General features: G+C 38.7%; 18 protein-coding genes. 3 read left to right on the top strand and 15 right to left on the bottom strand.

Annotated elements, in window-relative coordinates; all coding sequences use genetic code 11:
- Positions 1-14 precede the first annotated feature (14 nt).
- The 8 genes from K5G00_RS23100 to K5G00_RS23065 all read right to left on the bottom strand — a co-directional run bounded on the left by K5G00_RS23100 (position 15) and on the right by K5G00_RS23065 (position 11,624).
- Positions 15-887, bottom strand: coding sequence for a PIG-L deacetylase family protein (locus tag K5G00_RS23100; RefSeq protein ID WP_238768843.1), 873 nt, complete (start codon positions 885-887; stop codon positions 15-17).
- Positions 888-1,055: 168 nt separating this feature from the next.
- Positions 1,056-2,390: a Gfo/Idh/MocA family protein gene (locus tag K5G00_RS23095; RefSeq protein WP_238768841.1), complete on the bottom strand. Its 1,335-nt coding sequence runs from the start codon at positions 2,388-2,390 to the stop codon at positions 1,056-1,058.
- Between the two features lie 393 nt (positions 2,391-2,783).
- The gene (locus K5G00_RS23090) at positions 2,784-4,331 is read right to left on the bottom strand and encodes a RagB/SusD family nutrient uptake outer membrane protein (protein ID WP_238768839.1); all 1,548 of its coding nucleotides are present in this window, start codon (positions 4,329-4,331) and stop codon (positions 2,784-2,786) included.
- Between the two features lie 29 nt (positions 4,332-4,360).
- Positions 4,361-7,708 carry a TonB-dependent receptor gene (locus tag K5G00_RS23085; RefSeq protein WP_238768837.1) on the bottom strand — a complete coding sequence of 1,116 codons (3,348 nt, stop codon included), beginning with the start codon at positions 7,706-7,708 and terminating at the stop codon, positions 4,361-4,363.
- A gap of 175 nt (positions 7,709-7,883) precedes the next feature.
- Positions 7,884-8,876 carry a FecR family protein gene (locus K5G00_RS23080; RefSeq protein ID WP_238768836.1) on the bottom strand — a complete coding sequence of 331 codons (993 nt, stop codon included), beginning with the start codon at positions 8,874-8,876 and terminating at the stop codon, positions 7,884-7,886.
- An 83-nt stretch (positions 8,877-8,959) separates the two neighbouring features.
- Complete coding sequence (locus tag K5G00_RS23075) at positions 8,960-9,535, bottom strand: RNA polymerase sigma-70 factor (protein WP_238768834.1); 576 nt, start codon at positions 9,533-9,535, stop codon at positions 8,960-8,962.
- A 36-nt stretch (positions 9,536-9,571) separates the two neighbouring features.
- Entirely contained in the window at positions 9,572-10,039 is a 468-nt protein-coding gene (locus K5G00_RS23070; RefSeq protein WP_238768833.1) for a GNAT family N-acetyltransferase, read from the bottom strand.
- Between the two features lie 28 nt (positions 10,040-10,067).
- Entirely contained in the window at positions 10,068-11,624 is a 1,557-nt protein-coding gene (locus K5G00_RS23065; RefSeq protein WP_238768831.1) for a sigma-54 interaction domain-containing protein, read from the bottom strand.
- Between the two features lie 242 nt (positions 11,625-11,866).
- Here K5G00_RS23065 and K5G00_RS23060 point away from each other — a divergent pair, with 242 nt between their 5' ends.
- From K5G00_RS23060 to K5G00_RS23050, 3 genes are all read left to right on the top strand, one after another.
- On the top strand, positions 11,867-12,595 hold the full coding sequence (locus K5G00_RS23060; protein ID WP_238768830.1) for a polyprenol monophosphomannose synthase: 729 nt from the start codon (positions 11,867-11,869) through the stop codon (positions 12,593-12,595).
- Positions 12,596-13,032: 437 nt separating this feature from the next.
- The gene (locus K5G00_RS23055; RefSeq protein ID WP_238768829.1) at positions 13,033-16,251 is read left to right on the top strand and encodes a SusC/RagA family TonB-linked outer membrane protein; all 3,219 of its coding nucleotides are present in this window, start codon (positions 13,033-13,035) and stop codon (positions 16,249-16,251) included.
- Positions 16,252-16,295: 44 nt separating this feature from the next.
- Positions 16,296-18,323, top strand: a complete 2,028-nt coding sequence (locus K5G00_RS23050) for a RagB/SusD family nutrient uptake outer membrane protein (RefSeq protein ID WP_238768827.1) — start codon at positions 16,296-16,298, stop codon at positions 18,321-18,323.
- A 133-nt stretch (positions 18,324-18,456) separates the two neighbouring features.
- Here the strand turns inward: K5G00_RS23050 and K5G00_RS23045 are convergent, their stop codons facing one another.
- The 7 genes from K5G00_RS23045 to K5G00_RS23015 form a co-directional block, all read right to left on the bottom strand.
- Positions 18,457-19,830, bottom strand: a complete 1,374-nt coding sequence (locus K5G00_RS23045) for a Gfo/Idh/MocA family protein (protein WP_238768826.1) — start codon at positions 19,828-19,830, stop codon at positions 18,457-18,459.
- Between the two features lie 226 nt (positions 19,831-20,056).
- Complete coding sequence (locus tag K5G00_RS23040) at positions 20,057-20,401, bottom strand: energy transducer TonB (RefSeq protein WP_238768824.1); 345 nt, start codon at positions 20,399-20,401, stop codon at positions 20,057-20,059.
- Positions 20,402-20,569: 168 nt separating this feature from the next.
- Entirely contained in the window at positions 20,570-21,160 is a 591-nt protein-coding gene (locus tag K5G00_RS23035) for a hypothetical protein (RefSeq protein WP_238768823.1), read from the bottom strand.
- 67 nt (positions 21,161-21,227) lie between these two features.
- Complete coding sequence (locus K5G00_RS23030; protein ID WP_238768822.1) at positions 21,228-22,109, bottom strand: TlpA family protein disulfide reductase; 882 nt, start codon at positions 22,107-22,109, stop codon at positions 21,228-21,230.
- Between the two features lie 54 nt (positions 22,110-22,163).
- A complete protein-coding gene (locus K5G00_RS23025; RefSeq protein WP_238768821.1) occupies positions 22,164-23,822 on the bottom strand; it encodes a M56 family metallopeptidase in 1,659 nt (552 codons plus the stop codon).
- Between the two features lie 2 nt (positions 23,823-23,824).
- Positions 23,825-24,232 carry a BlaI/MecI/CopY family transcriptional regulator gene (locus tag K5G00_RS23020; protein ID WP_238768820.1) on the bottom strand — a complete coding sequence of 136 codons (408 nt, stop codon included), beginning with the start codon at positions 24,230-24,232 and terminating at the stop codon, positions 23,825-23,827.
- Between the two features lie 127 nt (positions 24,233-24,359).
- Positions 24,360-25,085 (bottom strand): hypothetical protein, encoded by a 726-nt coding sequence (locus K5G00_RS23015; protein WP_238768819.1) that lies wholly within the window; start codon positions 25,083-25,085, stop codon positions 24,360-24,362.
- Between the last annotated feature and the right edge of the window lie 109 nt (positions 25,086-25,194).

Raw genomic sequence — 25,194 nt, 5'->3', positions numbered from 1 at the left:
TTAAACACCTTGCACTATTCCCTCAACATGGGAAACAGCCGATAAATATCTTCTTTATTGGGTTGTTTGCCATATTCGCATATTTCAAAAGCTTCGGCAACTTCTGCTTTATTTCCTTTCTCTTCTCCGTACCATTTTATCAATGATTGTTTAACAGATGGTTTAACCTGGTGTATCCGAAGATTTTTAAGCCATTCCAACTTCCCTTCTTCTGTTGGCGGGACAGAATCCAAAGAGCCGTCAACCCAGGGCAACCATTCAAAAAATTGCGATTTATGAGCAGATACAGCAAATACTTTCTGATCAACTACATCTGAAATATCCACCGCAATATCGGGGCGAAAAGGATAGGGTTTTTGAAACCTGTCCTCGGCGTAAAGAAATACAGGATTTTTCTTCAAAGAAGGAGTGTCCGGTGCTACATTCGGGACAATAACCATATACGCAGCATCCTGTACCAATATTGCAGCATTTCGGTGATCGGGATGATAGTCATTCGGGCGCGGGCCAATGACCACATCTGCATTCCACTCTCTTATTAAACGGATAAGTTGCAAACGCACATGTAAATCAGGCATCAGCTCTCCGTCATGATTATCCAGAACCTTGTAGGTTACTCCAAATCTTTTGCCGGCTTCTTTTGCTTCTGCAATTCGAATTTTAGCCAAAGCACCACCTCCTGTTTTATAATGTCCGGCGTCACCATTCGTAAGTGAAACAAACAATACATTGTGCCCGAGTTCGACAAATTTAATAGCTGTACCTCCTGCTTTAAGATCAGCATCATCAGGGTGAGCCCCTATTACTACAATATTCAATTTTTCGTTTTGAGCCATAGTAAACAGCGTTGTAAACGCAATAAAAAAAAATGCAAGAATGAATTTCATATTATCAGTTTTAAGAAGATTAAGTAGTTTATTCGATAAAAAATTACCGGTTTACCTTTTATAAAAAATCGATAAAAGCATTTCACAAAAAACTTCGATTTATAAACCAGTCGAACCTGTATCTTACTTCAATTCTCTACTATTTGAAGAACTCTAAAAAAAGGTATCTCACAAACTTCCCGGAGCAGGTGCACCAGCCACCGGAATTTCTTCCTTTATTTCAGGCACCGGGCCAAGAACATAGGTTTTGGGTCCAAGGTATAAATCAGAGTTTAACATTTCCTCCCATGTTACATCTTTGCCCGTATATGCCGAAATTCTGCCCATTATTGTAATAAGTGTTGAGTTTATCTGTGCTTCGGCATCACTAATTGGCTTTCCTGCCCGGATAGAGGTAACCAAGTTAATGTGTTCCTGCACAAACGGATTTGTAACTTTCCATTGTGAGTTTGTATCCCCTTCTTCCGGATGAGGATATTTCCATATTTCATTACCTTCTAAGTCGTAAATCATTCCGGCAGCATCGGCATATCCGTTTGTTCCGTTTATTTGCTGTACTTTTTGGTTTGTGCATCCGTTAATCTGGCGCGCTGCACAGTGGGTGCGCATCCCGTTATCGTAGGCATATTCAATGCTGAAAAAGTCGTACTGGTCGCCTGTTACTCTGCGTTGCCGGCCGCCCCAACCGATCGCTTTTACCGGTATTTTGTCAACATGCCAGTTCATTACATCAATTTCATGTATAAATTGTTCAGTAATATGGTCTCCGGAAAGCCAGCAGAAATTTACCCAGTTGCGTATCATATATTCCATGTCGCTCCATTCGGGTTGACGGTTACGGTACCACAAAGCACCACCATTTCTGATGATATTTGCCCCTGTAATTTCACCTATTTCGCCATTTGCCACACGCCGTTGTGTTTCCATATAATCTTTTTGTACCCTACGAATGGTTCCACTCACCATCGATAAACCAATGGCTTCAGCTTTTTTTGCCGATGCCATAACCGAACGTGCTCCGACAGGATCGACAGCAATTGGTTTTTCCATAAAAATATGTTTACGTGCGTTTACTGCAGCTTCTACATGTTCCGGACGAAAATGAGGAGGAGTGCACAAAAGTACAAGATCTACGCCCGAATCAATTACTTTTTCATAGCTGTCAAAACCTAAGAAACAGTTTTCATCGGCAATTTCCACTCCTTTTTCCGTTTTTAATTTTTCCCGACAACTGTCTATCTTATCCTGAAAAACGTCACCCAAAGCAGTAATTTGGAGATTTGGTCCGGCATCCAGGAAATTGATTGCAGCACCTGTTCCCCGGCCTCCGCAGCCGATAAGTCCTGCTTTTATTATCTTCCCATCCGGAGCCTGATCCAATAATTCAGGTAATTGTATTTCTCCCGTTTTTGTTTTTTTTGAAGAGCAGGCAGCTAAAATACTTGCTGCACCAATGGTTCCCAATGTTGTTTTGGCAATGAAGTCTCTACGATCAAATTTCATATTATTTACTTTATTTTATAAAAATTCACCTGAAAATGATTCCAGCCCCTCAACTTCTGTTTTTTCAACCTTACTTTATTCCTGAATTAAATATTAGAAACAGCCCAATTTGTGCTTATTAAACAACAATGTGGATATCACATAAATTCAACATTCGATAAACCAAATTTTATAAAAAGAAAATCTAATATTACAACTCGCAAAACTATTTCCAGGCCCATCGTTGATTGCTTCAGGTTTATATTTGAAGCAATTTAATATCGCACTACATGATAAGGATTAAAAAAACATGTAGCGTAACAGCAACCAACACGATACAATAGAAAGATTTAAATTAAAGCTCTGATGAGGAAATCAAATAAAAATCCCTCATCAGAACCTTCTTTCTAAAATCTAATAGTTTGGATTTTGTCCAATGTTAGCATTTACTTCAACTTCTTCCTGAGGTATCGGCCAAAGATAATCTCTGTCAGCTCTAAAGTTTCGGGTTAAGTTTCTGTTCACAATAACCCAATCACCGCTCTCATTTTTGTACCTTATTCCTAACGCTGGCTGCGCTTTTTCTTCCCCCATTTCCCAACGGTTCATATCAAACAAATGAAGCCCTTCAAAAGCTAATTCAACAGTACGTTCGTTTCTGACAATTTGCCTCAATTCATCCTGAGTTTTACCACTGGTTATTGCAGGCATCTCAACTGTCGTGCGAGTACGTACCTGATTGATGGCATCATAAACAGAATCATCCAACTCATTCAATTCAATTTTTGCTTCCGCATACATGAGTAAAACGTCTGCGTATCGAATCAGAATAAAATTAATTGTTGACTGTTCTGCATTCGTTCCATCTATTTCCCAGTCAATACCTTTTCTGACATTGAATCCGTAGTTTGTTGCAAATTCGCTCGACCCAATTTTATCAGCCGTTGTACTGGATGGTCTTGAATCGTAAATCTCACCGTTGGGCATTTCAGCTCCCGGATAAAAAACATTATACCCAAAACGGGGATCCAGGTTTTCATATTCATTTTCAGGATTTTCTTCCCCCTTATACTCGTGTAAAAGTAAATATGATCTTAATGGATCAATACCTGACCCTCCTCCAAGCGACGATGCCGATCGGCTGATATAATTCGTATATCCGTAGCCTACAGCATACTGGTGGTCAAAAATAACTTCACTTGAATTCTTGCCTTCATACCAAAATAACTTTTCATAATCAGGGTATAATTCATATACATCCAGATCCATTACGGCTTTAGCTGCATCACGGGCAACTTCATGCCTTTCATTGTATAAAGCGATTCTTGCTTTTAATGCAAGTGCAGCTCCACGTGTAGCCCTTCCAATATCATCTCCGGTATAACTTACAGGCAGTGTGCCTGCAATTGCATCCAATTCATCAATAATAAAATTGACAACGTCCGATTTACTGGTGCGGCTTACCTGAGCCTGAATCTCCAATGGTTCGGTAATGAGTGGAACATCACCCCACAAGGTAGTGAGCATGGTATAGTAATACGCACGAAGAAACCTGGCTTCTGCTTTTAATCTTGCCAACAACTCTGCATCTCCATTTTCAATTCTGTCGATATTATTGATTGGGTCATTTGTTTTTCTTACTCCAATCCAATAACGTTCCCAATAATCGCTAACATTATAATTTGTTGGGTCGATTGTACCCACAGCGATATCATACAATGTTTGCGGGCCGGAGGGAGCATGCATAGCTATATCTGTTGTAGTTGCCAAATATGCCAATCCATTTCCGTCAAGTTCCCTGTAGGCTGCATTAACTGCTAACAGTGCATCATTTTCTGATTGCCAAAAAATCAATTCGGAAACTGATCCTGTAGGGATTGTGTTTAATTCTTCGTTTAAATTGCAGCCAGAAAGTCCGAGAATTGATATAAATATGAATGAGATAATAATATTTTTTTTCATAACAAACTCATTTAGTTTTATCATTTCTATTAAAATGTAATATTCACACCAGCACTAACAACTTTTGTGTGAGGAAAGAACTGACTCCTACCTCTTGGTGTTTCAGGATCAAAAAGTTCTGTAGGAGTAAGCGTAAGCAGATTTTCACCCGATAAATAAACCCTGACATTAGAGATATATTTGGACGGTCTAATGGTATATCCCAGCTGAATATTTTTCAGCCTGATATACTTTGCATCCTGAAGCCAAAAATCAGCTTCAACAAGGTTCCAACTGTTTCCATAAGTTACCAGTGGCCATGTTCCGTTTGGATTTCTTGTTGGATGCCATGTTTCTTTCGCCATAATTGCAGGAATAAAGTTACCCCAGTTTGGACCTTCCATCAGCGCACCGTCAAGAGTATGGTACTTCTGCAATACACCTTGAAAAAATACCGAAAAATCAAATGATTTATAACTTGCTTCAGCGCTTATACCAAATTCGTAATGCGGATCTTCATCTCCCATTATATATTGATCCCCATCAGGGTTCATTGCCTGACTGATAACGCCATCACCATTTAAATCTTCATATATTATATCCCCCATTGTAACCTGGGGAACTAATTTGGCAGGATACTTTTCAAAATCAGCTTCAGATAGATATAAGCCAGGTGATTTCAACCCGCGCAGGGAAGTCATAGAATATCCTTCTTGCCAAACTGTAAATTTGTCGGGGAAATAAGGACCTGTTCCTTTTAAATCCTCAATTTTGTTTTTAACATCCGCAAAATTAAGTCCTACAGAGTATTGGAATCCGCCGTCATTTCTTCTCGGGCTATAATATTTTACCGAAATTTCATACCCATTATTTGAAACTGAGGCTGCGTTTTGAGTTGGAGCACCTACACCTGTAGTTGGAGCAATTGGTAAACTAAGCAAAATATCCTCTGTGAGATTCCAGTAATATTCTGCAATTATCTCCATACTGTTATCAAATAAACCAAGGTCAAATCCAACATTGGTCATAGTTGTAGTTTCCCATGTAATTTCCGGATTTCCGGCTGTTGTAACGGCAGCCCCGGAAACGACACCATCATTGAATGCATATGATTCTTCAAGATTATATGTATTCAGATATCTGTAAAGACCAATATCCTGATTACCTAACTGCCCCCACGATGCCCTAAGCCTTAGGTTGCTGATAATTCTGTTATCCAAAAGGAAGCCTTCCTGAGAAATGCGCCATCCTGCAGAAAATGAAGGAAAAAGCCCCCATCTTTTACCGTCAGCAAATCTGGATGAACCATCGTAGCGAATATTTGCCTGCAAAAGATATTTGGAATCAAATGCGTAGTTCACCCTTCCAAAGAATGATTGGAGTCCCCATTCTTCACGTCCTCCGGTTGCTGTTTGTGCCGCAGACGCGCCCGAACTTAAATCACGCAAATCATTGTTATAAAAATCTTGTCGGTACCCTTGAAGCCATTTATATTTATTACTAATACCTTCATATCCAGCGGTTGCTTCAACGGAGTGTTTGTCAAATGTTTGATTAAAATTCAGGTATGCCCTCTGGCTCCACTCCTTCGTATTTTCCTGCCTTTCGGTAAGATTATTAACTGCAAACCAACCCCCAACAGTCACCAATTCGCCTGTAAAATAATTTCTCATTCCCTGAAGTGAATTCATAAAAGTACTCTCATCCTGCCCATACGATTTCAGGGTAATATCTCCTTTAAATGTGAGAGAAGGCAAAATTTTATATTCAAGTCCTACCTGACTAACAACTTCATCCCTGTCAGATACTCTTTCGCCATTTTCCATCATGGCAATGGCATTCCATTGTCCACTAATTAAATCCCAGGTTCCGTCCGGATATTTACCAACAATGGTTCTGTTCATGTGAAGCATTGCCTGAACCAGTCGCTGTGCTGTAAAACCCGGACCTGTTGCTTTCCTGTTCATGTAATTCATATTGAAATTAGCGGTCAACTTATCCGTAATATATAAATCCGAGTTTATTCTGGCAGACAAACGCTTGTTGTTGAATCGATGAATTGCACCATCCTGATCGAGATAATTTATTGAAGCAAATATTCTTCCGTTTTCTCCTCCGGATGTAAGAGATATATTATGACGCTGCTGAGGCGCATTTGTATGAAAAAGGTAGTCTTCATAAACCGTAAAAGGGTAATGTAACGGGTCACTTCCGGCAGCAACATTATCAATATGCTCTTGAGTATGTATCGGGTCGCTCCCTGCGTTAACCTGTGCTTCATTTTCAAGGTTAAGCCAACTAATTTTATCTGCTGCTTCAGGGTAACCCAAAGTATTCTGAAAACCAACATTATAGCTATAATTAACAGTTGTACCTTCGAGTGCTCCTCGTTTTGTAGTGATAAGGATAACACCATTTGCTGCCCTTGAACCATAAATTGCAGCGGAAGCTGCATCTTTCAGTAAAGTTAACGATTCTATATCGCTCGGTTCAACTGTTGCCAGAGAACGTTCAACCCCATCGACCAATACCAAAGGGTCGGAATTATTAAGGGTACCGTTTCCTCTAATCCTTACTCTAACATCTTCGTCACCTGGTTCCCCAGCAAAGTTTTGAATTGTCAATCCCGGAGACAATCCTTGTAAAGCTGTTGCGGTATTGGTTACATCAATTTTTTTAGCCAGTTCTTCACCCTGAACAGCACTAACGGCACCGGTTAAGTCAGCCTTTTTCTGCGTTCCATAACCAACAACCATTACTTCATCGAGACCGATTGCATCTTCTGTCATAGCAACATCAATAATGGTCTGATTTCCAACAAGCACTTCCTGTTTTAACATTCCTACAAATGAAAATTGCAAAGTAGCATCTTCGGGTACATTAGACAAAATGTATTGTCCATCTGCATCGGTAACTGTTCCGTTGGTTGTTCCTTTTACCAACACGGTAACTCCGGGAAGCGGTTGCCCGTTATTGTCTGTAACCTTCCCTGTAACCCGCTCTGAGAGCTGCTCCCCATCAGTTGACACCTCTGTACTCTGTTTTGAAATTACAATAATACGATCCATTATTTGATAAGAATAGAGTTCACCATTGAGGAGCTTACTCATAACGGTTTCTATTTTCGTCCTTTTCAAATCGAGCGTATATCGCTCATCCAGGTTTAATTGATTCGTTTTAAATAAAAATCCGAATTCTGTTTGTTTTTCAATTTCCTCCAGTACTTGCACAATAGAGGCATCTCTAACACTTAAATCAAACCGGATATCTTGTGAATAGCTTCCGGTAGCCATCGCCATTGCAGAAAAAAACAATAAAAAAGTCGTTAGTTTCATGATTACCAATAATTTCTTAATCCCAGGCCATGCTCCGGCTCGGAAAAATCGTTTTTTCTTCATAATTTTGTTTGCTTATTTGTTAATAATGCGGTTTTGGTAACCGGTAAATTGCCAAAACCAAAATTTCAAAAAGAATAGATCGGGATGTTGTCAGCATCCCGGTTTTGTTTTGTTTATAAATATTTCATAGGCTTTCTCATTTTAAATTATTTGGTTGTAAGAAAATTAACTCAAGCTAATAAACTATGACTATATCGGGCTTGTCTACATTCTCAATAATTTTATAATTAAAATCTGTAGCTGCCTTCAAAACTTTCAGAACATGCAAAACAGTAGTAGATTTTTTAATATTTCCGGTAAACCGGTAATCCCGCAGGTCATCATTTTGAAATTCAAACTTGATACCATACCAACGGCTGAGTTCCTTAAAAATATCCTCCAAACTCTGATCTCGTATAACAAATTTACCCTCTCTCCATGCCGACAGAACATTATCAGCAATTGTTCGGAGTTCCATCTTTTTTTCAGTGATATGATACATGGCGCTCTCACCCGGGTTGAGTGCAATAATTTTTTTTCCGGAAGTGGTTAAAATATCAGCCTTGCCTTCTACCAAAGATGTTTCAATATAATCGTCTTCAGGATAAGCTTTAATATTAAAAGTTGTCCCTAAGTCGCGAACCAAAAGATTACCAACTTTTACTATCAACGGACAATCTTCACGATGCGTAACTTCAAAATAGGCTTCTCCTGCCAGTTCTGCATAGCGTTGATTATTTTTGTAATCTTCGTAAAAGGTAATCTCTGACTCAGAATTCAGCCAGACTTTTGTTCCATCAGATAATTCCAAAATACTTACACTTCCGCGGGTGGCGATATATTTTTGGAGTCCTGGTCCGCGATAGCCAAAGTTTTTCTGAGAAACCAGATAACCTGCGATGCCTCCTATCCCAAGCAGTAAAATAAAAACTGCCGCTAAGCGAAACATCTTTGCACTTGCTACGGGTGTCTTTTTATTCTCTTGCAGTTTAATTTTTCGCCATACGTTTTCAAACTCTGATTCAACGTCTGCATCCGTATGATGCATCGAGGTCCTTAACCAGAGACTTTTTACTTTATAAAATAGTTCTTCTTCATTTTTATCACTTTTCAAATGATTGAAAAACACTTCCTTTTCTTTATCTGTGGCCTCTCCTGTGATAATATGCAGCCACAAGCCTTCATTCATGAGCAGATTGTTATTTTATGAATAAACAATCAAACAAAAGGATACCCTTGCGAAAAAGTAAAAAAAATAACTTTTATAAAAAGCTACGGGAGAAAAAAGGTAACAAAAAGCACTGCAGGCAAATAATCCTTCAGTTCATTTTTTAGTATTTTTAACGCTTTGGTCATCCGAGCTTCTACTGCTTTTTGGGAAATTCCAAGTTTTTCAGCAATCTCGCGATTTTTCATTTCTTTAAACCGGCTCATTTCAAAAACAACACGGCAATGCTCAGGAAGATTTTTTATGGCAACATCAATTTTTTCTTTTAGCTCTTTAAACTCCAGATAATCTTCGTTAATTCTACTCAAACTTTCAAATTGATAGTGAATTTCTGCTTCTCTTATCTTGTTGTGATGTTTCAAAAGAACTTTTCGGCGCTTTAAAACATTCAGACTACCATTTTTCACAAGAGTAAACAAAAAGTTTTTTATATTAGAATCTTGTCCTAACTCATTCCTAAGTTCCCATAATTTTATAAAAGCTTCTTGCACCACACCCCTTGCTTCATCTTCATTTTCAAGATAGTAGCTACTTAAATGGCAAAGTGGCTGGTAGTAATCAAGAAAAATATCCTTAAAAACTTCTTTGTTGCTCTTAAATAAAAAATCTTGTCCGGGCATTTAATTCATTAATTCCGAAAAATTTATACAAAAAAATTATAACTTTTTCTCCCAGAAATAATTTGGCGGATTACATTCTTTAAAACCTGCCTTTCTGTAAAGATTTTGAGCTTTATAATTGTCGTTTCGGACTTCCAAATTTATCCTGCAATATCCTTTTTCTGATGCGTAAACAGCTATTTCGTTCAACAAAAAAAGACCAACGCCTAATTTTCTGTAATTTGGACAGACGATAAAATCGTGAATATTAATCAAAGGTTTAGCTTTCCAGGTTGAAAAATTAAGGTTACAATTGGCAAGGGCAGCAAAGTCGTCGCCAATACAAACAAAAAAACCGATATATGCCGAATGATTTTTCAGGCCTTTAATGATTTTGGGTCCCAGTTCTGCCGGCATTGGTTCTCCAATACCCATTTCATCGAGCATATAGTCATTCAAAAGCTGGAGCAATGCATCGCAGTGCCTTATATCGTTTAAATCAACCTGAACAATTCTTTTTTTCATCACCCCAGTTTAATGCTTTTTGCTTTTTCTAAACTTTAAATCTCCAAGCTTCAATATTATACTTTTTTAGCCGGGTACCCAACATTCTTTCGGTAATTTTTAAATTTTCCGCAGCTTTTACAATGTTGCCTTTGGTTGATGTCAATGCTTCCCGTATCAATTGTTTTTCTACCTGCTCCACGGTATAAATCATTCCCCCTTTGGCCGAAGTATTTGTTGAATCAGCAGTTTGAAGCGAAGGAGGCAAATGGTAACTATGAATTACATTATCGCCACTTAAAATACAGGCCCGTTCGATACAATTTTCCAACTCGCGGATATTACCTGGCCACGAGTATACCATTAACATATTAAGTGCAGACGTAGTAATTCGTTTTATTTTTGAATTATTTTCTTTGTTAAACTTTTCAATAAAATGATCGACCAACAACGGAATGTCATTCCTGCGCTCGCGAAGCGATGGAATAAAAATCGGAAAAACATTAATACGATAATATAGATCTTCGCGAAATTCTCCGCCTTTTATCATTTCTTCCAGATTCCGATTGGTTGCTGCAATTATCCGCACATCGGTGCTTATTGTTTCGGTTCCACCAAGTCTTTCAAATTGCCGTTGTTGAATTATTCTCAGTATTTTCACCTGCGCCGACAGTGGAATATCACCAATCTCATCCAAAAATATGGTTCCTTTATTTGCCAGTTCAAACCTCCCTTTTCGTTGTGAATCGGCTCCGGTGAAAGCTCCTTTCTCGTGTCCAAATAATTCACTTTCAATTAGTGATTCGGGCAGGGCAGAACAATTCACTTTTACAAAGGTTTTATCATTTCGCGCGCTGGCCATGTGAATGGCATCGGCAACAAGTTCTTTACCAACACCACTTTCTCCACGTATAAGTACAGTAGAATTTGTTTTCCCAACCATCTGAACCAATGAAAAAACATCACGCATCTTTGATGAATTCCCAATCATATTTAAATTCTTGATACCTGAGAGCTTTGTCTCCAGTTCCAGATTTTTCTGCTTCAGTAGCTCCAACTCTTCCATCTTTTCCTGCCGGTACCGCACTACCTGCCCGATTAAAGAACCGATGATTGTCAGCATTCGAATGTCTTCATCAAAAGAAATTCGAGGATTATAAATCCTCACAACACTCAAAGTTCCAACAACTTTCGCACTATCTACAATGGGCACACAAATTATTGAAAGTTCTTTTCCGTCTTTATGAATTTCCTGGTTTGTTTTATTCAAAAACAGACTGGACTTTGAAATCTTTTCAATAACCACAGGCCGTACCATTTCTACTACTTTTCCTGTTATTCCTTCTCCCAATTCATACTTTCCTTTTGCCTGTTGAGCCGAACTTAGTCCATATGCTGCTTCAATATATATTTTTGAACTTTCCCTGTTAAAAATTGAAAGAAAACTTCGTTCTGCTTCGAGATATTCAACAATCATACGAAGGATGGTGGGTAAATCATTCTTGAGTTGGCGGGTTTGAATTAAACGCTGGCTAATGTCAAAGAGCAAGATCATTTCTCTTAGCCCATAACATTCGTCACCTGCTTTTCTGCATTTTATCTCCATTTAACCAATTCTTTTACTACCTAACTTCTACAAAAATGAATATTATTGAAAACTTATGACACAAAAACAAAATAAATAATGACATTTATACATTTTTTTAACTTGAATTTTAAAAAGATGTTCTTTTAATGAAGGGTCACAGGCTGCTTTTTAAGTTTTTTTAAAATAAATATTAAACCCGATGCATTTTAATTAACTGACAAAAGTGTATTTTCGTTTACGAATTCAAAACTTAAAGAAAAGTGTCGAAGAACCTTGTAATTATTCCTACTTATAACGAAAAAGAAAATGTGGAAAAAATGGTGCGAAAAGTTTTTTCGCTAAATGTACCATTTCATTTATTGATTGTTGAAGACAATTCTCCCGATGGAACAGCTCTCATTGTTAAAAGATTACAAAAAGAGTTTCCAAATCAATTACACATTCTTGAAAGAAAAGGAAAGCTGGGCTTGGGAACAGCTTACATTGCAGGTTTTAATTGGGCTCTGGAAAATGGATACGATTATATATTTGAAATGGATTGCGATTTTTCTCACAATCCGGATGATTTGGAAAGATTATACCAGGCTGCTGTCAATGGCGCAGATCTGGCAATTGGCTCAAGATATATATCTGGAATAAATGTTATTAACTGGCCGCTTGGCCGGGTACTTATGTCTTATTTTGCATCAATGTACGTTCGCATTGTAACCGGAATGAACGTAAAAGATACCACCGCAGGTTTTAAATGTTACCACAGAAGAGTTCTGGAAACCATTGATTTTGAAAAAATTAAACTTATAGGATACGGTTTTCAAATCGAAATGAAATTTACAGCATATAAATTTGGTTTTAACATAGTTGAAGTTCCTATTGTTTTTACCGATCGACAGGAAGGTACTTCAAAAATGAGTGGAGGAATTTTTAACGAAGCTTTGTGGGGTGTTTTAAAAATGAAACTGCGCAGCTGGTTTAATAAATATGAAAAGTAATATAAATAACTGAAAGACAACCAACTGCACAGCCTTCATTATTTTCAAAAAATATTTAAAAAAAATAAAAGTTAATTTCCATGCTCCCGATACACACAAAACACCTAAATATCAACAATTTATAAACAAACATAGAGAAAACATGCTGTATGACATATAGCCTGATATTTTTTTATTTGAAGTTAATGTTGTAATTTTCCGGTAACGCTAACGGAAACACCTGATTCCAGGTTACAATGAAAGTAAACGAAAACTAGAAGCGGCATTTATATGTTGTATTTTTTTGTAAATTAAACGTAATTAACATAACTAAAACCAGTACGCCTATGTAGATACCTTTCTTTTTTTTTTCAATGATATAATTCTTTTGAAACACATAGACTTAGCATCTATTTGCTTACAAGTATCGATATTTTACTCACTTAATAATTAAACCTATGAAAAGAAACACAACGCAAAGTTCTTTGTGTGTAATACGCTTTGGGCTCTTGTCTAAAATTTTTCTAATTGGAGTTTTTCTATTCATCCAATTTGCAGGTTATGCCCAACAAACCACAACAATTTCAGGAACAGTTACTGGTGAAAATGGAGCTCCCGTTCCGGGTGTTACCGTAGTAGAAAAAGGAACTACAAATGGTACAGTAACTGATATCGACGGAAATTATACCATTTCCAATGTTCCTTCCGGTGCAACTATCGCATTCTCATTTGTGGGGATGAAAACACAGGAATTTGAAGTCACTGACCAATCAACAATTGACGTTACAATGGAAACCGATGCAATTGGCCTTGAAGAAGTAGTAGCAATTGGATATGGTACTGCAAAGAAACAGGACCTTACAGGTGCAGTTTCATCTGTGAATGCGGAGCAGATGATCAAGTACCAGCCGGCCAACGTGCAGGAGTTGATTCGTTCAGCAGTGCCGGGATTAAAGGTTGGCTACAGTACGAGTGCCAAGAACACCCCTGATTTTGAGATACGGGCAAACAATACCATTAAAGCAGATGTTGATGATGATATTGATGAAGAAGCAGAAGCCAACAAACCATTAATAGTACTGGATGGAGTTATTTTTAACGGAGACATTACCGCAATCAATGTCAACGACATAGCCACTGTTGACATATTAAAAGATGCCAGTGCAGCAGCCATTTACGGTTCGCGTGCCTCGAACGGTGTAATTGTATTTACCACGAAAACTGGTAGTACAGGGCAACCAACCATTACAGCGAGTGCCAAACTGGGTATTGTTACCCGCGGGAAACATTTAAACTGGCACGAGGCAGGGGATGAAGTTATGACCTGGTTGACTGATATGAATGAATCTATCAACAGCCTGTCACAGAATCCCTGGTCTAAATTTGATAAATATGAGAATGTTCCATCAGAATATCAGTCCGACTGGCTGGATGCCAACGGAATATCTGGAGAAACCGATCCAACGGTTATTACCACAGCCTGGCTTAATGCCTTTGGTTTTGAAACCAATGAAAAAGAAAACTACCTGTTGGGAAGAACTTTTGACTGGAATGACTTTTTATACCATACCGGTATCCGCCAGGATTATGACCTGAGTGTGAACGGACGAAACAATTATGTATCCTACTACTGGTCCTTGGGTTATACCAACAGTCAGTCGGTAGTTATGGCAGAAAGTTTTTCACAAATTACCTCCCGGTTAAACCTCGATGTAAAAGCAACCAGTTTTTTGAATTTAGGGATAAAAGCTAATTTTGCCTACCAGGATGAAGGAGACGAACCAATTGATGCTGATGTCCGCTCCGCATCACCGTACGATGCCCCGTGGCAAAATGTAGTCTATAATGATAATATTCCGACCATCGGTGATTTGCCGAATAAGTATCCGAGGGAATATTTAAAAACAGCGGGAGCCGGTTCGAACCGGGGCAACCCGTACCTGGATCCTGCCTATACAACCCGCAAGTACGATCGTTACAGGATATTTACTACATTGTATGCCAAGTTAACGCTTCCATTTGGAATCCAGTTAACTTCAAATTTTTCTCCCCGTTTTGATTTCCAGAAGAGATTACGTTACGAAGACAGCGCCAACCCTGTCTGGAATAACGGGGGATATGTACAAAGACGCCACAATCAGTCTTATGAGTATCAGTTGGACAATATCTTGAACTGGAGCAAGGAATTTGGACAGCACCGTTTAGATGTAACGGGTTTGGTAAATACTGAAAAGAGCCAGTCGTGGTATACCGAATCCGCCGCAACGAATTTTTCACCTACCGAAGCGCTAGGATTCCATGCGATTGCGTTTGGTTTGATTCCTACCGCAGATTCGGATGACGAAGTTATCACCAGGGATGCATTAATGGGACGTGTGAACTATTCGTATGGTAACCGCTACAACCTTTCAGCCTCTATCCGTCGCGACGGCTATTCTCGTTTTGGATTAAATAAAAAACATGCTACTTTCCCATCCATTTCAGCAGGATGGACGCTTACCAACGAAGGATTTATGGCCGGCCGACCGGGGTGGTTGACATTCCTGAAACTACGCGGTAGTTGGGGAGTAAACGGGAACAGTAGTGGTCTAAGCAAGTATGCAGCCTATGCTACTTTGAGCGATAATAAATACCTTAATTATAACGGAGGTTACTTTATTGCCCCATACCTTTATATAAACCGGATGGCCAATCCGAACCTGGCATGGGAGAAAAACCAGGCTTACAATATCGGACTTGACTATGGTTTGTGGGAAGGACGATTAAGAGGTTCAATAGATGTTTATACATCAAAAACCACAGAATTGCTGTTAGATAAAAAGCTCCCGATATTAACGGGTTTTCAACAGATTACCACCAACGTAGGAAGTTTGAAAAACGGCGGAGTAGATTTATCGGTAAACACGATAAATATTGAGAGTAATGATTTCAGATGGACCACTAATTACAATTTAAGCTACAGCACGAATAAGATTGTATCGCTTACCGGTGAAAAAGTAGCGACGGTTGATGAAAATGGCAACACAGTGATGAAAGAACCGGACGATATTTCCAATGGCTGGTTTATCGGTGAGAACAAGGATATCATCTGGGATTATGAGATGGATGGAGTTTATCAGATAGGAGAGGAAACAGAAGCTGCCAAGTATGGGTTGTTTCCCGGAGACTTCAAATATGTTGACCAGGATGATAATGGAGTCATCAATGCAAAAGATAGGGTATTCCAGGGACTAACCTCCGCGCCGTGGTACATGACTTTGACTAACAATTTCGAGTACAAAAATTTTGACTTGGGAGTGATATTGTTGTCCAAGTTGGGTTATTACGGTGGAACCTCACAGCCGTTTAACAACTCTCAGTCGTATATTAAAAATCATAACTGGTGGAACCTTCCTTACTGGACGCCCGACAATCCGATCAATACCGCTGCCAGGATCAACTCCATTAACTTGGCAAGTGCACAGATTTGGCAATCGAGGAGCTACTTGCGTATCCAGAATATATCACTGGGGTATACCATCCCGTCAGATTTATTGGAACCGCTTAAGCTCAAGAGTGCACGGATAGCTTTTACAGCCGATAATCCGGCCGTTTTCACAAAGTGGTTAGAGGGCGACCCGGAATCAACCACCGATATGCCCAGTACCTATTCCTTTAGCGTGAACATTTCATTGTAATACGTTTAAATGAAAGAAATACATAACTGAAAAAAAGATAAGAGATGAAAAAAATAAAGAATATAGCAGGACTGGCTTTAGCATTTTTGCTGGTATTTACCATGTCATGTAATGATAACTTTCTTGTACAGGAACCGTTATCTACCTTAAGCCCGGAGAATACATTTGTAAATCAGAGCGGATTACAGACCGCGCTGGATGCAGCGTTAAAAGGGATTTTCAATCAGTGGAATGGTGATGCAGGAGACCTGCAGTTTGACGCTGCCATGGGCGATTACATAACAACAGGTAAAACGGATAATCCCAATATGCCATCTGTTGACATGAGGACGTATTGCACACCGCAGACTGACTATGATGGTGAGATGCGCGGCATGCGGCGTATCTACGACCAGGATTATCAACAGATTAAGAATGCGAACACAGTAATCGACAATATTGATTTCCCTGAATGGGCAGGCGGAGCAAATGATCCGGAAAGGAACCATCTGTTGGGAAGCGCGTATTTTTGCCGCGCCTTTTTCTACCTTCAACTTACATTGGGATACGGGAACGTAGCTTTCCCGTTAAATGTAATTTCGGAAGCGCGCCAGGATTTTAAAGCATTTTACATGCAGGGTATCTGGGACCAGATGATCGCCGATTTGGAATGGGCAGAACAATGGGTAAAACCCAAAAGCGAGTTACCAATAGGCCAACCTCCTGTAAATGCCGTAAGAATTTTGCTGGCCAAATATTATATGATGAACCAGCGATTTTCGGATGCGGAGGCCATGATGAATGAAGTGATAAGCAGTGGACAAGCACGTTTGTTTACCCAGGCCGACGTGGATGCATCAGGCGTAAAAACAGTGATGGTTGGAAACAACGAAAATCCTTTCACCGGCGAGTTGATTCCGGGATTTGACTGCGAGCAGCCTGCCGACCCGGTAAATTTACTGTTCGATAATGAAAACAACCAGAAGGTAAATAACCCGGAAGGAATATATACTATAGTTAATGCACCATTTGTCGATGGAAGCCAGGGAAGGTCAGCCCGTCCTCGGGCATGGGGGCCTAACTTCGTAAGTACAACCAAGGGGGTAAAAGCTCCACCATCAGGAACGGTAACCGGGATGGACATCCGTCAGGATCAAGTTACAAAACAAATGATGAAGTTTGGCCGTGGTCAGGGGTTTTCGCGCACAACCAATTACGGGCAATATGAACTCTGGCAGTTTAAGGGAGGAGAAATGGACAACCAGGATTACCGTCATAAAAGAGGCAACTGGTTTGACATGGATATGATGGTTTATGACAATCCAGACCTAAGTGAGACGGAATGGTATCTCCAGCCGGCAAGACTATGGTACAATGGCACATTATTATGCGAAGATTCCATCCGCTGCTGGTTTGGTTACCCGATATACAAATTCTGGGCACACAACTATGAAGACCAGGTAAAACGCCAGGATGGTGGGAAACAGAATATGTATATAATGCGTATGGGAGAAGTTTACCTGATAAGAGCAGAAGCCCGCTTCTGGCAGGAAAATTATGCAGGCGCAGCCGATGATTTGAATGTCATTCGTCAGCGTGCCAATGCAAAGGAAATGTATACTGCCGGAGATTTACAATCCATGGGAATCGGGGCAATATTGGATGAACGTGCCCGTGAGTTGTATGGAGAAGAATACCGCCACTTTGAACTGGCGCGGATTTCGGTAATCTTTGCCAAAACAGGGAAAACATGCTACAATGGCAAGACTTATTCCTGGGATGGCAAGGACATGGAAAAATCGCTGTCGCAAAACAATTTCTACTACGACAGGATGATAGAAAAAAATAATTTCTTTAGAGAAAATGTTGCGTGGTCAACCTATCCTGACATAAAATACACCATGGACCCGAAACATATCTTTTGGCCTGTATATGAAGATTTTATTATAGGCAATGTAGGTGCGATATTGAATCAAACTACAGGATATGATGGTTCTGAAAATAACATTGAGCCATTGACACATGTTGTTCAGCCTGCCGGTGAGCCTAACGTCGACCCAATGGTAGCTATTGGCGAAGTCGATGGAGAATAAAAGATTGCTTAAAATATTTCCACTTTTGTGTGGAAATCTAAATTTTAGTTTAAGTTAGTTATGAAAAAGGGGATTTTCAATTGAAAATCCCCTTCTCATTTATAATAAACTAAATCACATTTGTTTTTACTCTTTAAACCTCATCCGGCACTACATAAGGCTTTCTGTAATTTCTCGACAACATCATATCAGCTTCCGGATCGTTGGCAAATTTTTCATATTTGCCTTTAAAATTCAATTCCCTTTTTAAGCGATATGAAATATTAGCCAAAGCAGGCAAGGCCGATGAATAGAAACCTTCATTTACATCGCAGTGTAAATCGTAGTTACTTCCGGAGCGAATTGCATCAATAAAATTTGCGTAATGTTCTGTTCCTCCCGGAGGTGCCAAGAATGTTGGATCAGTAGGAACTTCAGAAGTTTTCATATCAGAGCCGGCAAAAGGTTCTTTTTCCCTCTGACGGAAAGCTTTCCATGTACTTCCGTTTAGTTCCAGATAACCATCGGTTCCATAAAACATATTTCCGATTTTCACACTCAAGCTCGATTCGCCGTTTGTGTAACGTCCGCGGGTTTCAAACTCCAAAACTTTACCGTCTTCGTATGTAAACAACGAAGTTTGTGTATTTGGCGTTTCCTGTGAGCATTCTTTCGGGCTAATTCCATAAATACCTCCGGCGGAAAAAATCGAAACCGGATGTTCCTTTTTATTCAGTCCCCAACGGGCAATATCAAACTGATGTGGTCCCTGGTTTCCGGTATCACCATTTCCTGTATCCCAGTGCCAGTGCCAGTTATAGTGTCCTTTCTTCTCGTTGTAAGCGCGCCAGTTTGCGGGTCCGAGCCACATGTCGTAATGTAAAGTTTCCGGTGGCAAACTGTCTTCCGAAATACCAAACGAATCGCGTGGTTTGTAGCATAATCCTTTTGCCATGTACACGTCGCCAATACCGCCTTCATGTAAAAATTTCATAGCTTCCATCACATTGGCAATGGAGCGGTTTTGGAAACCAATTTGTACCCGAACATTGTATTTCCGGGCAGCTTCTATCATTTTCCGCCCTTCAAAAACATTATGACAGGCTGGTTTTTCGCAGTAGGCATGTTTCCCGGCCTGAGCAGCCCAAATGGTTGCCAGTGCATGCCAGTGGTTTGGAGTTGCAATGGAAACTGCATCAATATCCTTGTCGTCAAACACACGGCGCATGTCCCATTCTGTCGTCGGTTTTGTACCAATAGCATTTTCTACTTTTTTAACTCTTTCCGGATACAATTCTTCATCCACATCGCAAATGGTTTTCAAAAACACATTTCTGTTTTCTTTCAAATCACACCAGCGGCTGATGTGCCCGTTTCCCTGCCCCCGAATACCAATTACAGCCATGGTAATTCTTTCGTTGGCTCCCATAATCGAAGCATAAGATTTGGCACTGAACCCTATTCCTCCAATTGCAATTCCTGCTGTTCCTGCCAGGGTCTTTTTAATAAAATCTCGTCTTTCAGTCATTTTTGTTTGATTTTAATTGGTTTAGATATTTTTGCGTCCAATTTACCAATTTGATTTGAAAATGAGGAATAAATTCAAATCTCATTTATTAATAAAATACTCTGGTTGCATTTTTTCATATGAAGAACATCAATTTGAGCAGCAGACTATATTCATCAGCCTGAAACAAAAATACCCTGACTTTTTAGAATCAGGGTAAAACATAAGATAACTATTTCCGTTTCTGTTATTTGAATTCTACCGGCAGCAAATATTTTACCGGGACAGCCTTTCCACGTTGTTTCCCAAGTGTCCGGTCAGGCATTCCCGATACCAGCATGACCGCCCCCCTGGCTGCTCCTTCATTGTCTTTTCCCACTATTTTGATATCTGCAACTTTGCCTTTAGCATTTACGGCAAACAATACTTTTGCTCTTCCTTTTATTCCTTTTGTTTGTGCAATTTTTGTTGCATTTTCGAAATGTAATCCTGCATAGCATAACAACCAACCGGAATGGGGCATATCTTCCACAATATAAAATACTTCTTCTTCACCTTGTTTTACAGGGGGGTGGAGATGATTTTTTTCCAATGGAAGGTACTGCTTCTTTTGTTGAGGCGGATTTCGGTGAGCGTTCTTGTCCGATAGTTATCGGTAGAACTCGAAACGATCCCAAAGCCTCAGGGCGCAGTTAGCATACCACCAAACCTGCCCTGCTATATGTATTTATTGTGCATAATTTTTTTAATTTAATCACAACTAATGAAATCTTTTAAAAATTTTTTTTGTGCTTACATCAACTAATTGACGGTGATTGCCTGGTGAAAGCACAAAAAGCTCAGGCCTGTTTTTATGCTCATTATCAGTCTCAAATATATAATTCTCGAATTTTATGGAGTCATTGATGATTTTATATTCTCCAACAAAGTCATGAATTATTTTACCTCCTACTGCAGCTTCTTTGTATTTGAAGATTCCGTTAATCAGTCGTAACTCTATATAACCATTTTCTTTGGTCGAATAATATTTTTTTCCGACTGAATTGTCATAGTTTGAAGAAAGTCTTTGAACTCTATTTCTTTCTGGTTTTTTAATCGAATAAATAAGTTTCAAATCATTTCCAATTTCTTGCTTTGCATCTTCTGTTCCGAGCTTTTTAAAGTCAACATAAAAGTTGTCATCTACTGAGTAAACATATTTAATTTTTCGACTGAAATTTTGTACTTCTTTATTTGGAAATACCTCGATTACTTTTCCTGAAATTTCACTGGTTTTTCCCATTAAAAACGTTTGTGTCCCCACCCCAGTCCAACCTGTATATGCCAGTATCGAACCAAATAAAACACCCAAAATCCAAAGATTAATATTTCCTTTTCGCATCTATTTCAAAATTGTTTGTAAAGGTTGATGTAAGTTTTTATTTCGAAGGTGGCGGTGGTGGTGGTGGTGGTGGCGGCGGTGCTGCTGAAGATGGCGGTGGTAATTTTTTGTCTGTTGATTTCTTTCCATTTTCAAGAAAGGCAATCATTTCTGATGCCTTATTTACCACTTTTAATATTGTTCCATTTTCATCAACAACCAGATGGGTCGGAAAGGCATTCAAATATAATTTTTTAATAATAAACTCCTTCTGATTAGGAACTACCTTATAATCAAACTCTTTTTGCTGTAAGAACTTCTCTAATTCCGATTTAGTATCCAACGCTAAACTCAGAAAAATGATGTCATTTCTATCTTTGTATTTTTCTACAAATTCATTTAGTTCCGGAAATTCGGCTACACAAGCTCCGCAGTGGATAAACCAGGTTTTTAGAATTAACGTTTTCCCCTTTGTATTTTTGTTGGTGTAGCTATTTCCTTCCAGGTCGATAAAGTTAAACTGTGGAATGGGCGTTCCTTCCATTTCATATAAACCATAGACTCTGGTTGATACATTTTTTATTGTGCTTCCAATTCCTTTGTCTGCGATAGAGTCGAGCTGATAAAGTTTATATGTTTCGATTTTATTGTCCGATTTTATTTTTAGAGGAATATAATTGCCTGTAATTAGTTTTTCCAAAAATTGTTTTTTGTCAATCGTTTCTGACTGTTCGTTTAAACCTGTAAAATCTGATGATAAAGAAATGTTATAGGAATAATACGTCCACCATTTCATAAAATCAGAAGTAAGTTCACTGATATTGACATTAGGTTCAAGCGTTTCAACCTTTACTGTTAATTGAGTTTGTTTTGATTTTTCGTTGCAGGAAAAAACAAAAATTGAAAGCAGTAAAATCGCAATTAGCTGATTTTTTTTCATTTTCCTTAACATTATGTACACCGGGTAAATAAAATAAGTATTTCTAATTTTCTGTTATCTGAATACTACCGGCAGCAAATATTTTACCGGGACAGCCTTTCCACGTTGTTTCCCAGGTGTCCAGTCGGGCATTCCCGATACCAGCATGACTGCCCCCCTGGCTGCTCCTTCATTATCTTTTTCCACTATTTTGATATCTGTAACTTTGCCTTTAGCATTTACGGTAAATAATACTTTTGCTTTTCCTTTTATGCCTTCTGCTTTTGCAATTTCTTGTTGCATCCTCAAAATGTAATCCTGTCTGGCATAATAACCACCCGGAAAATGGGGCATAACTTCTATAATATAAAACACTTCTTCGTCACCTTGTATTACACTTGGCGGAGGTGGTGTTTTTCCATTTGCAGGCACAGCTTCTTTTGGCGGAGGTGGTGGTGGCGGAGGTGGAGGAGCAAGCCGTTCTCCGTCGTAAGAGGTCCTATAATCTCCGTCGTAGGAGTTGTTAACAATAGTAGTTATAAAATTTTTCATCGTGTATTTCCGGTTAAAAGTATCACCTTTTTGTTCTCCGGATGTAATTTCTGCGTAGGAATCAGAAATGGTTTTCTTCCCGACAAATGAGAGCACAATGCTGGCATTTTCCGGCACATCCAGTTTGAATGTTCCATCCATATCGCAAACAGTACCCCTGGTACCTCCTTTAATTACTACAGATGTTCCCGGCAGAGGGTCTCCTTTTTCATCTAAAACTATTCCCCTGACCGTTATCTTTTTTTGTCCTGAAAAATCGACTATTGTATTAGTATTCTTATTATTCTGTGCAGACGATACTCTATATTCAGGTTCCGCAAAAGCAAATAGCAATAATGCCACTGCGGGCAAAGCCCACAACAATTTTACCCGCCCCAGAGCGGAAGTTTTCGTTTTTGTCATCATTTTTAATCGATTTGTGTTAAGGGCAAAATTCAGGTTGTTGGTAATTCCAATAATCTGCATGCCCATTAACTGGTTTAACAATAAAGCCTGATACCGCGCCACACTGTACCCCATGGAAACTACACCCTTGTCGGCAAGGTACTCGTGGTTTTGTTTCATTGATCGTTCAAAAAACCATATAAATGGATTGAACCAAAAGATGACTGTTAACAGTTCTATAAATAGCAGGTCGAACCAATGATTCTCACGAATGTGCACTTTCTCGTGAGCCAGAATTTCCGGCAGGTTCTCCTGTTTATGAAATTTCGGATTTATAAATACAACATTAAAAAAAGAGAATGGTAAACCATATTTTTCGTTTTCTACAATTCGGATTCCATCCAGCGATTTTACCCGGTATTTTATTATTAGGTAAATAAGAATAAAAGTCTGAATCAATAGTCGTAAAAGGAATATTGAAGCTCCGGTTAAATAGACCAACAAAACTCCCTGATGCCAGTTAAATCCCTGACGTTCAAACTCTGTACCGGAGACGACAGGAATGTGTTTAAAAGTATCTGAAATGGTTTTTAACACTGTTGCATTATTTTCAGGTTCAATTATAACCTGGTATTTTAATGGGAACAATGGCAATAAAACAGCTGAGATTAAAGCCATAAAAAGAAACCACCGGTTTGCATTATAGAAAGTTTCATTCCTAAGAAAAACCCAGTAAACGACGTAAAAAAGGATAATTCCTCCAGATGCATTTACCAAAAATGTAAATAATGCTTCCATGTTTATTTCGTATTTTCGTCTTTATTTAATTCATTTTCCATCATCTTCAGCATTTCCTCCAATTCCTGGATGCTAATGTTATTTTCTTTGGCAAAAAAAGTTGCCATTTTAGGAAAGGAACCATTAAAATAATCTTTCAAAAGAGAACTGAACTGAAATTTTGTGTATTCCTTTTTACTAACGGCCGGGAAAAAAAGATGTGTATTCCCTATCTTTTTATGAGAAACGAAACCTTTTTTCTCCAATACTTTCATCACTGTTGCAACAGTTGTATAAGCCGGTTGCGGATTATCAAATTTCTCAACAACCTGTTTAACTACAGCCTCTTTTAAATCCCAAAGGATCTGCATAACTTGTTCTTCTGCCTTGGTAAGTGATTTCATAATACTAAAAACTACTACTACAAACATAGTACTAAAAATCTAGAATAAAAACTATTTTTATAATATTTCTACTATTTCCATAGTAAATGACTACATAAAACAAAAAAAAGCCACCTAAACAGGCAGCTTTCCCAATATTATCGGTATAAATGTGTCAGAAATCCCAGTTTATCATTGTATCTGTAACCGTTACTTCTTTAATATTGTATGCTAAATTACTGTTTGTAGCATCGTCATCATAAACAAAGGTCTGTAATAAAAGCTCATAATCATCACCTTCAACCGGGTCTTTTATCCAGTTTCCTGTAGAATAATACTCAGAAATGATAAACTCAGTCTCGTCGCTAGGTACACCATAACCTTCGAAAACAAGCTCATCTGAAGAATCATACATCTTTAAATAATAGCCATCTGATTCTTCTATCTCGTTCCAGGTCACGTACATTAAAAAATTATTGTTATCAAATCCAATACTATCAATTTCTGCTCCTTCAAGATTAACAAATTCCTGTGCATCTGTGCTATATAATACTTCGCCTTTTTGATTTGTTGCTTCAAACTGAAAATTACCTTCTTCCGGTATATTTACTGAGTAGTCTTCCTGCGCAGGTGAATTAACCATTACATTATAATAGGCCGCTGCTGCTTCAAGTTCGATGGTTTCGTTTGTAACCGGTGTTGTAACTTTCGCCGACGACATGCTTTCATTTCCATATACATAATAAGTTGTTCCATGCATCCATTCTCCGTCTACAAGTTTATTAATGTAGTATACATCTGCCTCAATGCTAAATGCTTCTTCTTCATCATCGAAGCAGGAAGTAAATCCCAAAATCATTGTAACCAGTAATACGTTTGATAAAAGTCTTTTCCAATTCATATTTAATCAATTTAATATATTATACAAATGTAAAACGTTCTTCCCTTCATTATTTTACTGAACATTAGATGTGATTTTAATAAAAGGGTTGCGTACAGCGTACTTTTTA

The sequence above is a fragment of the Maribellus maritimus genome, assembly GCF_022267315.1.
GTDB classification, from domain to species: Bacteria; Bacteroidota; Bacteroidia; order Bacteroidales; family Prolixibacteraceae; genus Draconibacterium; species Draconibacterium maritimum.
Note: the sequence above shows the minus strand (reverse complement) of the source record. Positions and strands in the feature narration are given on the sequence as shown.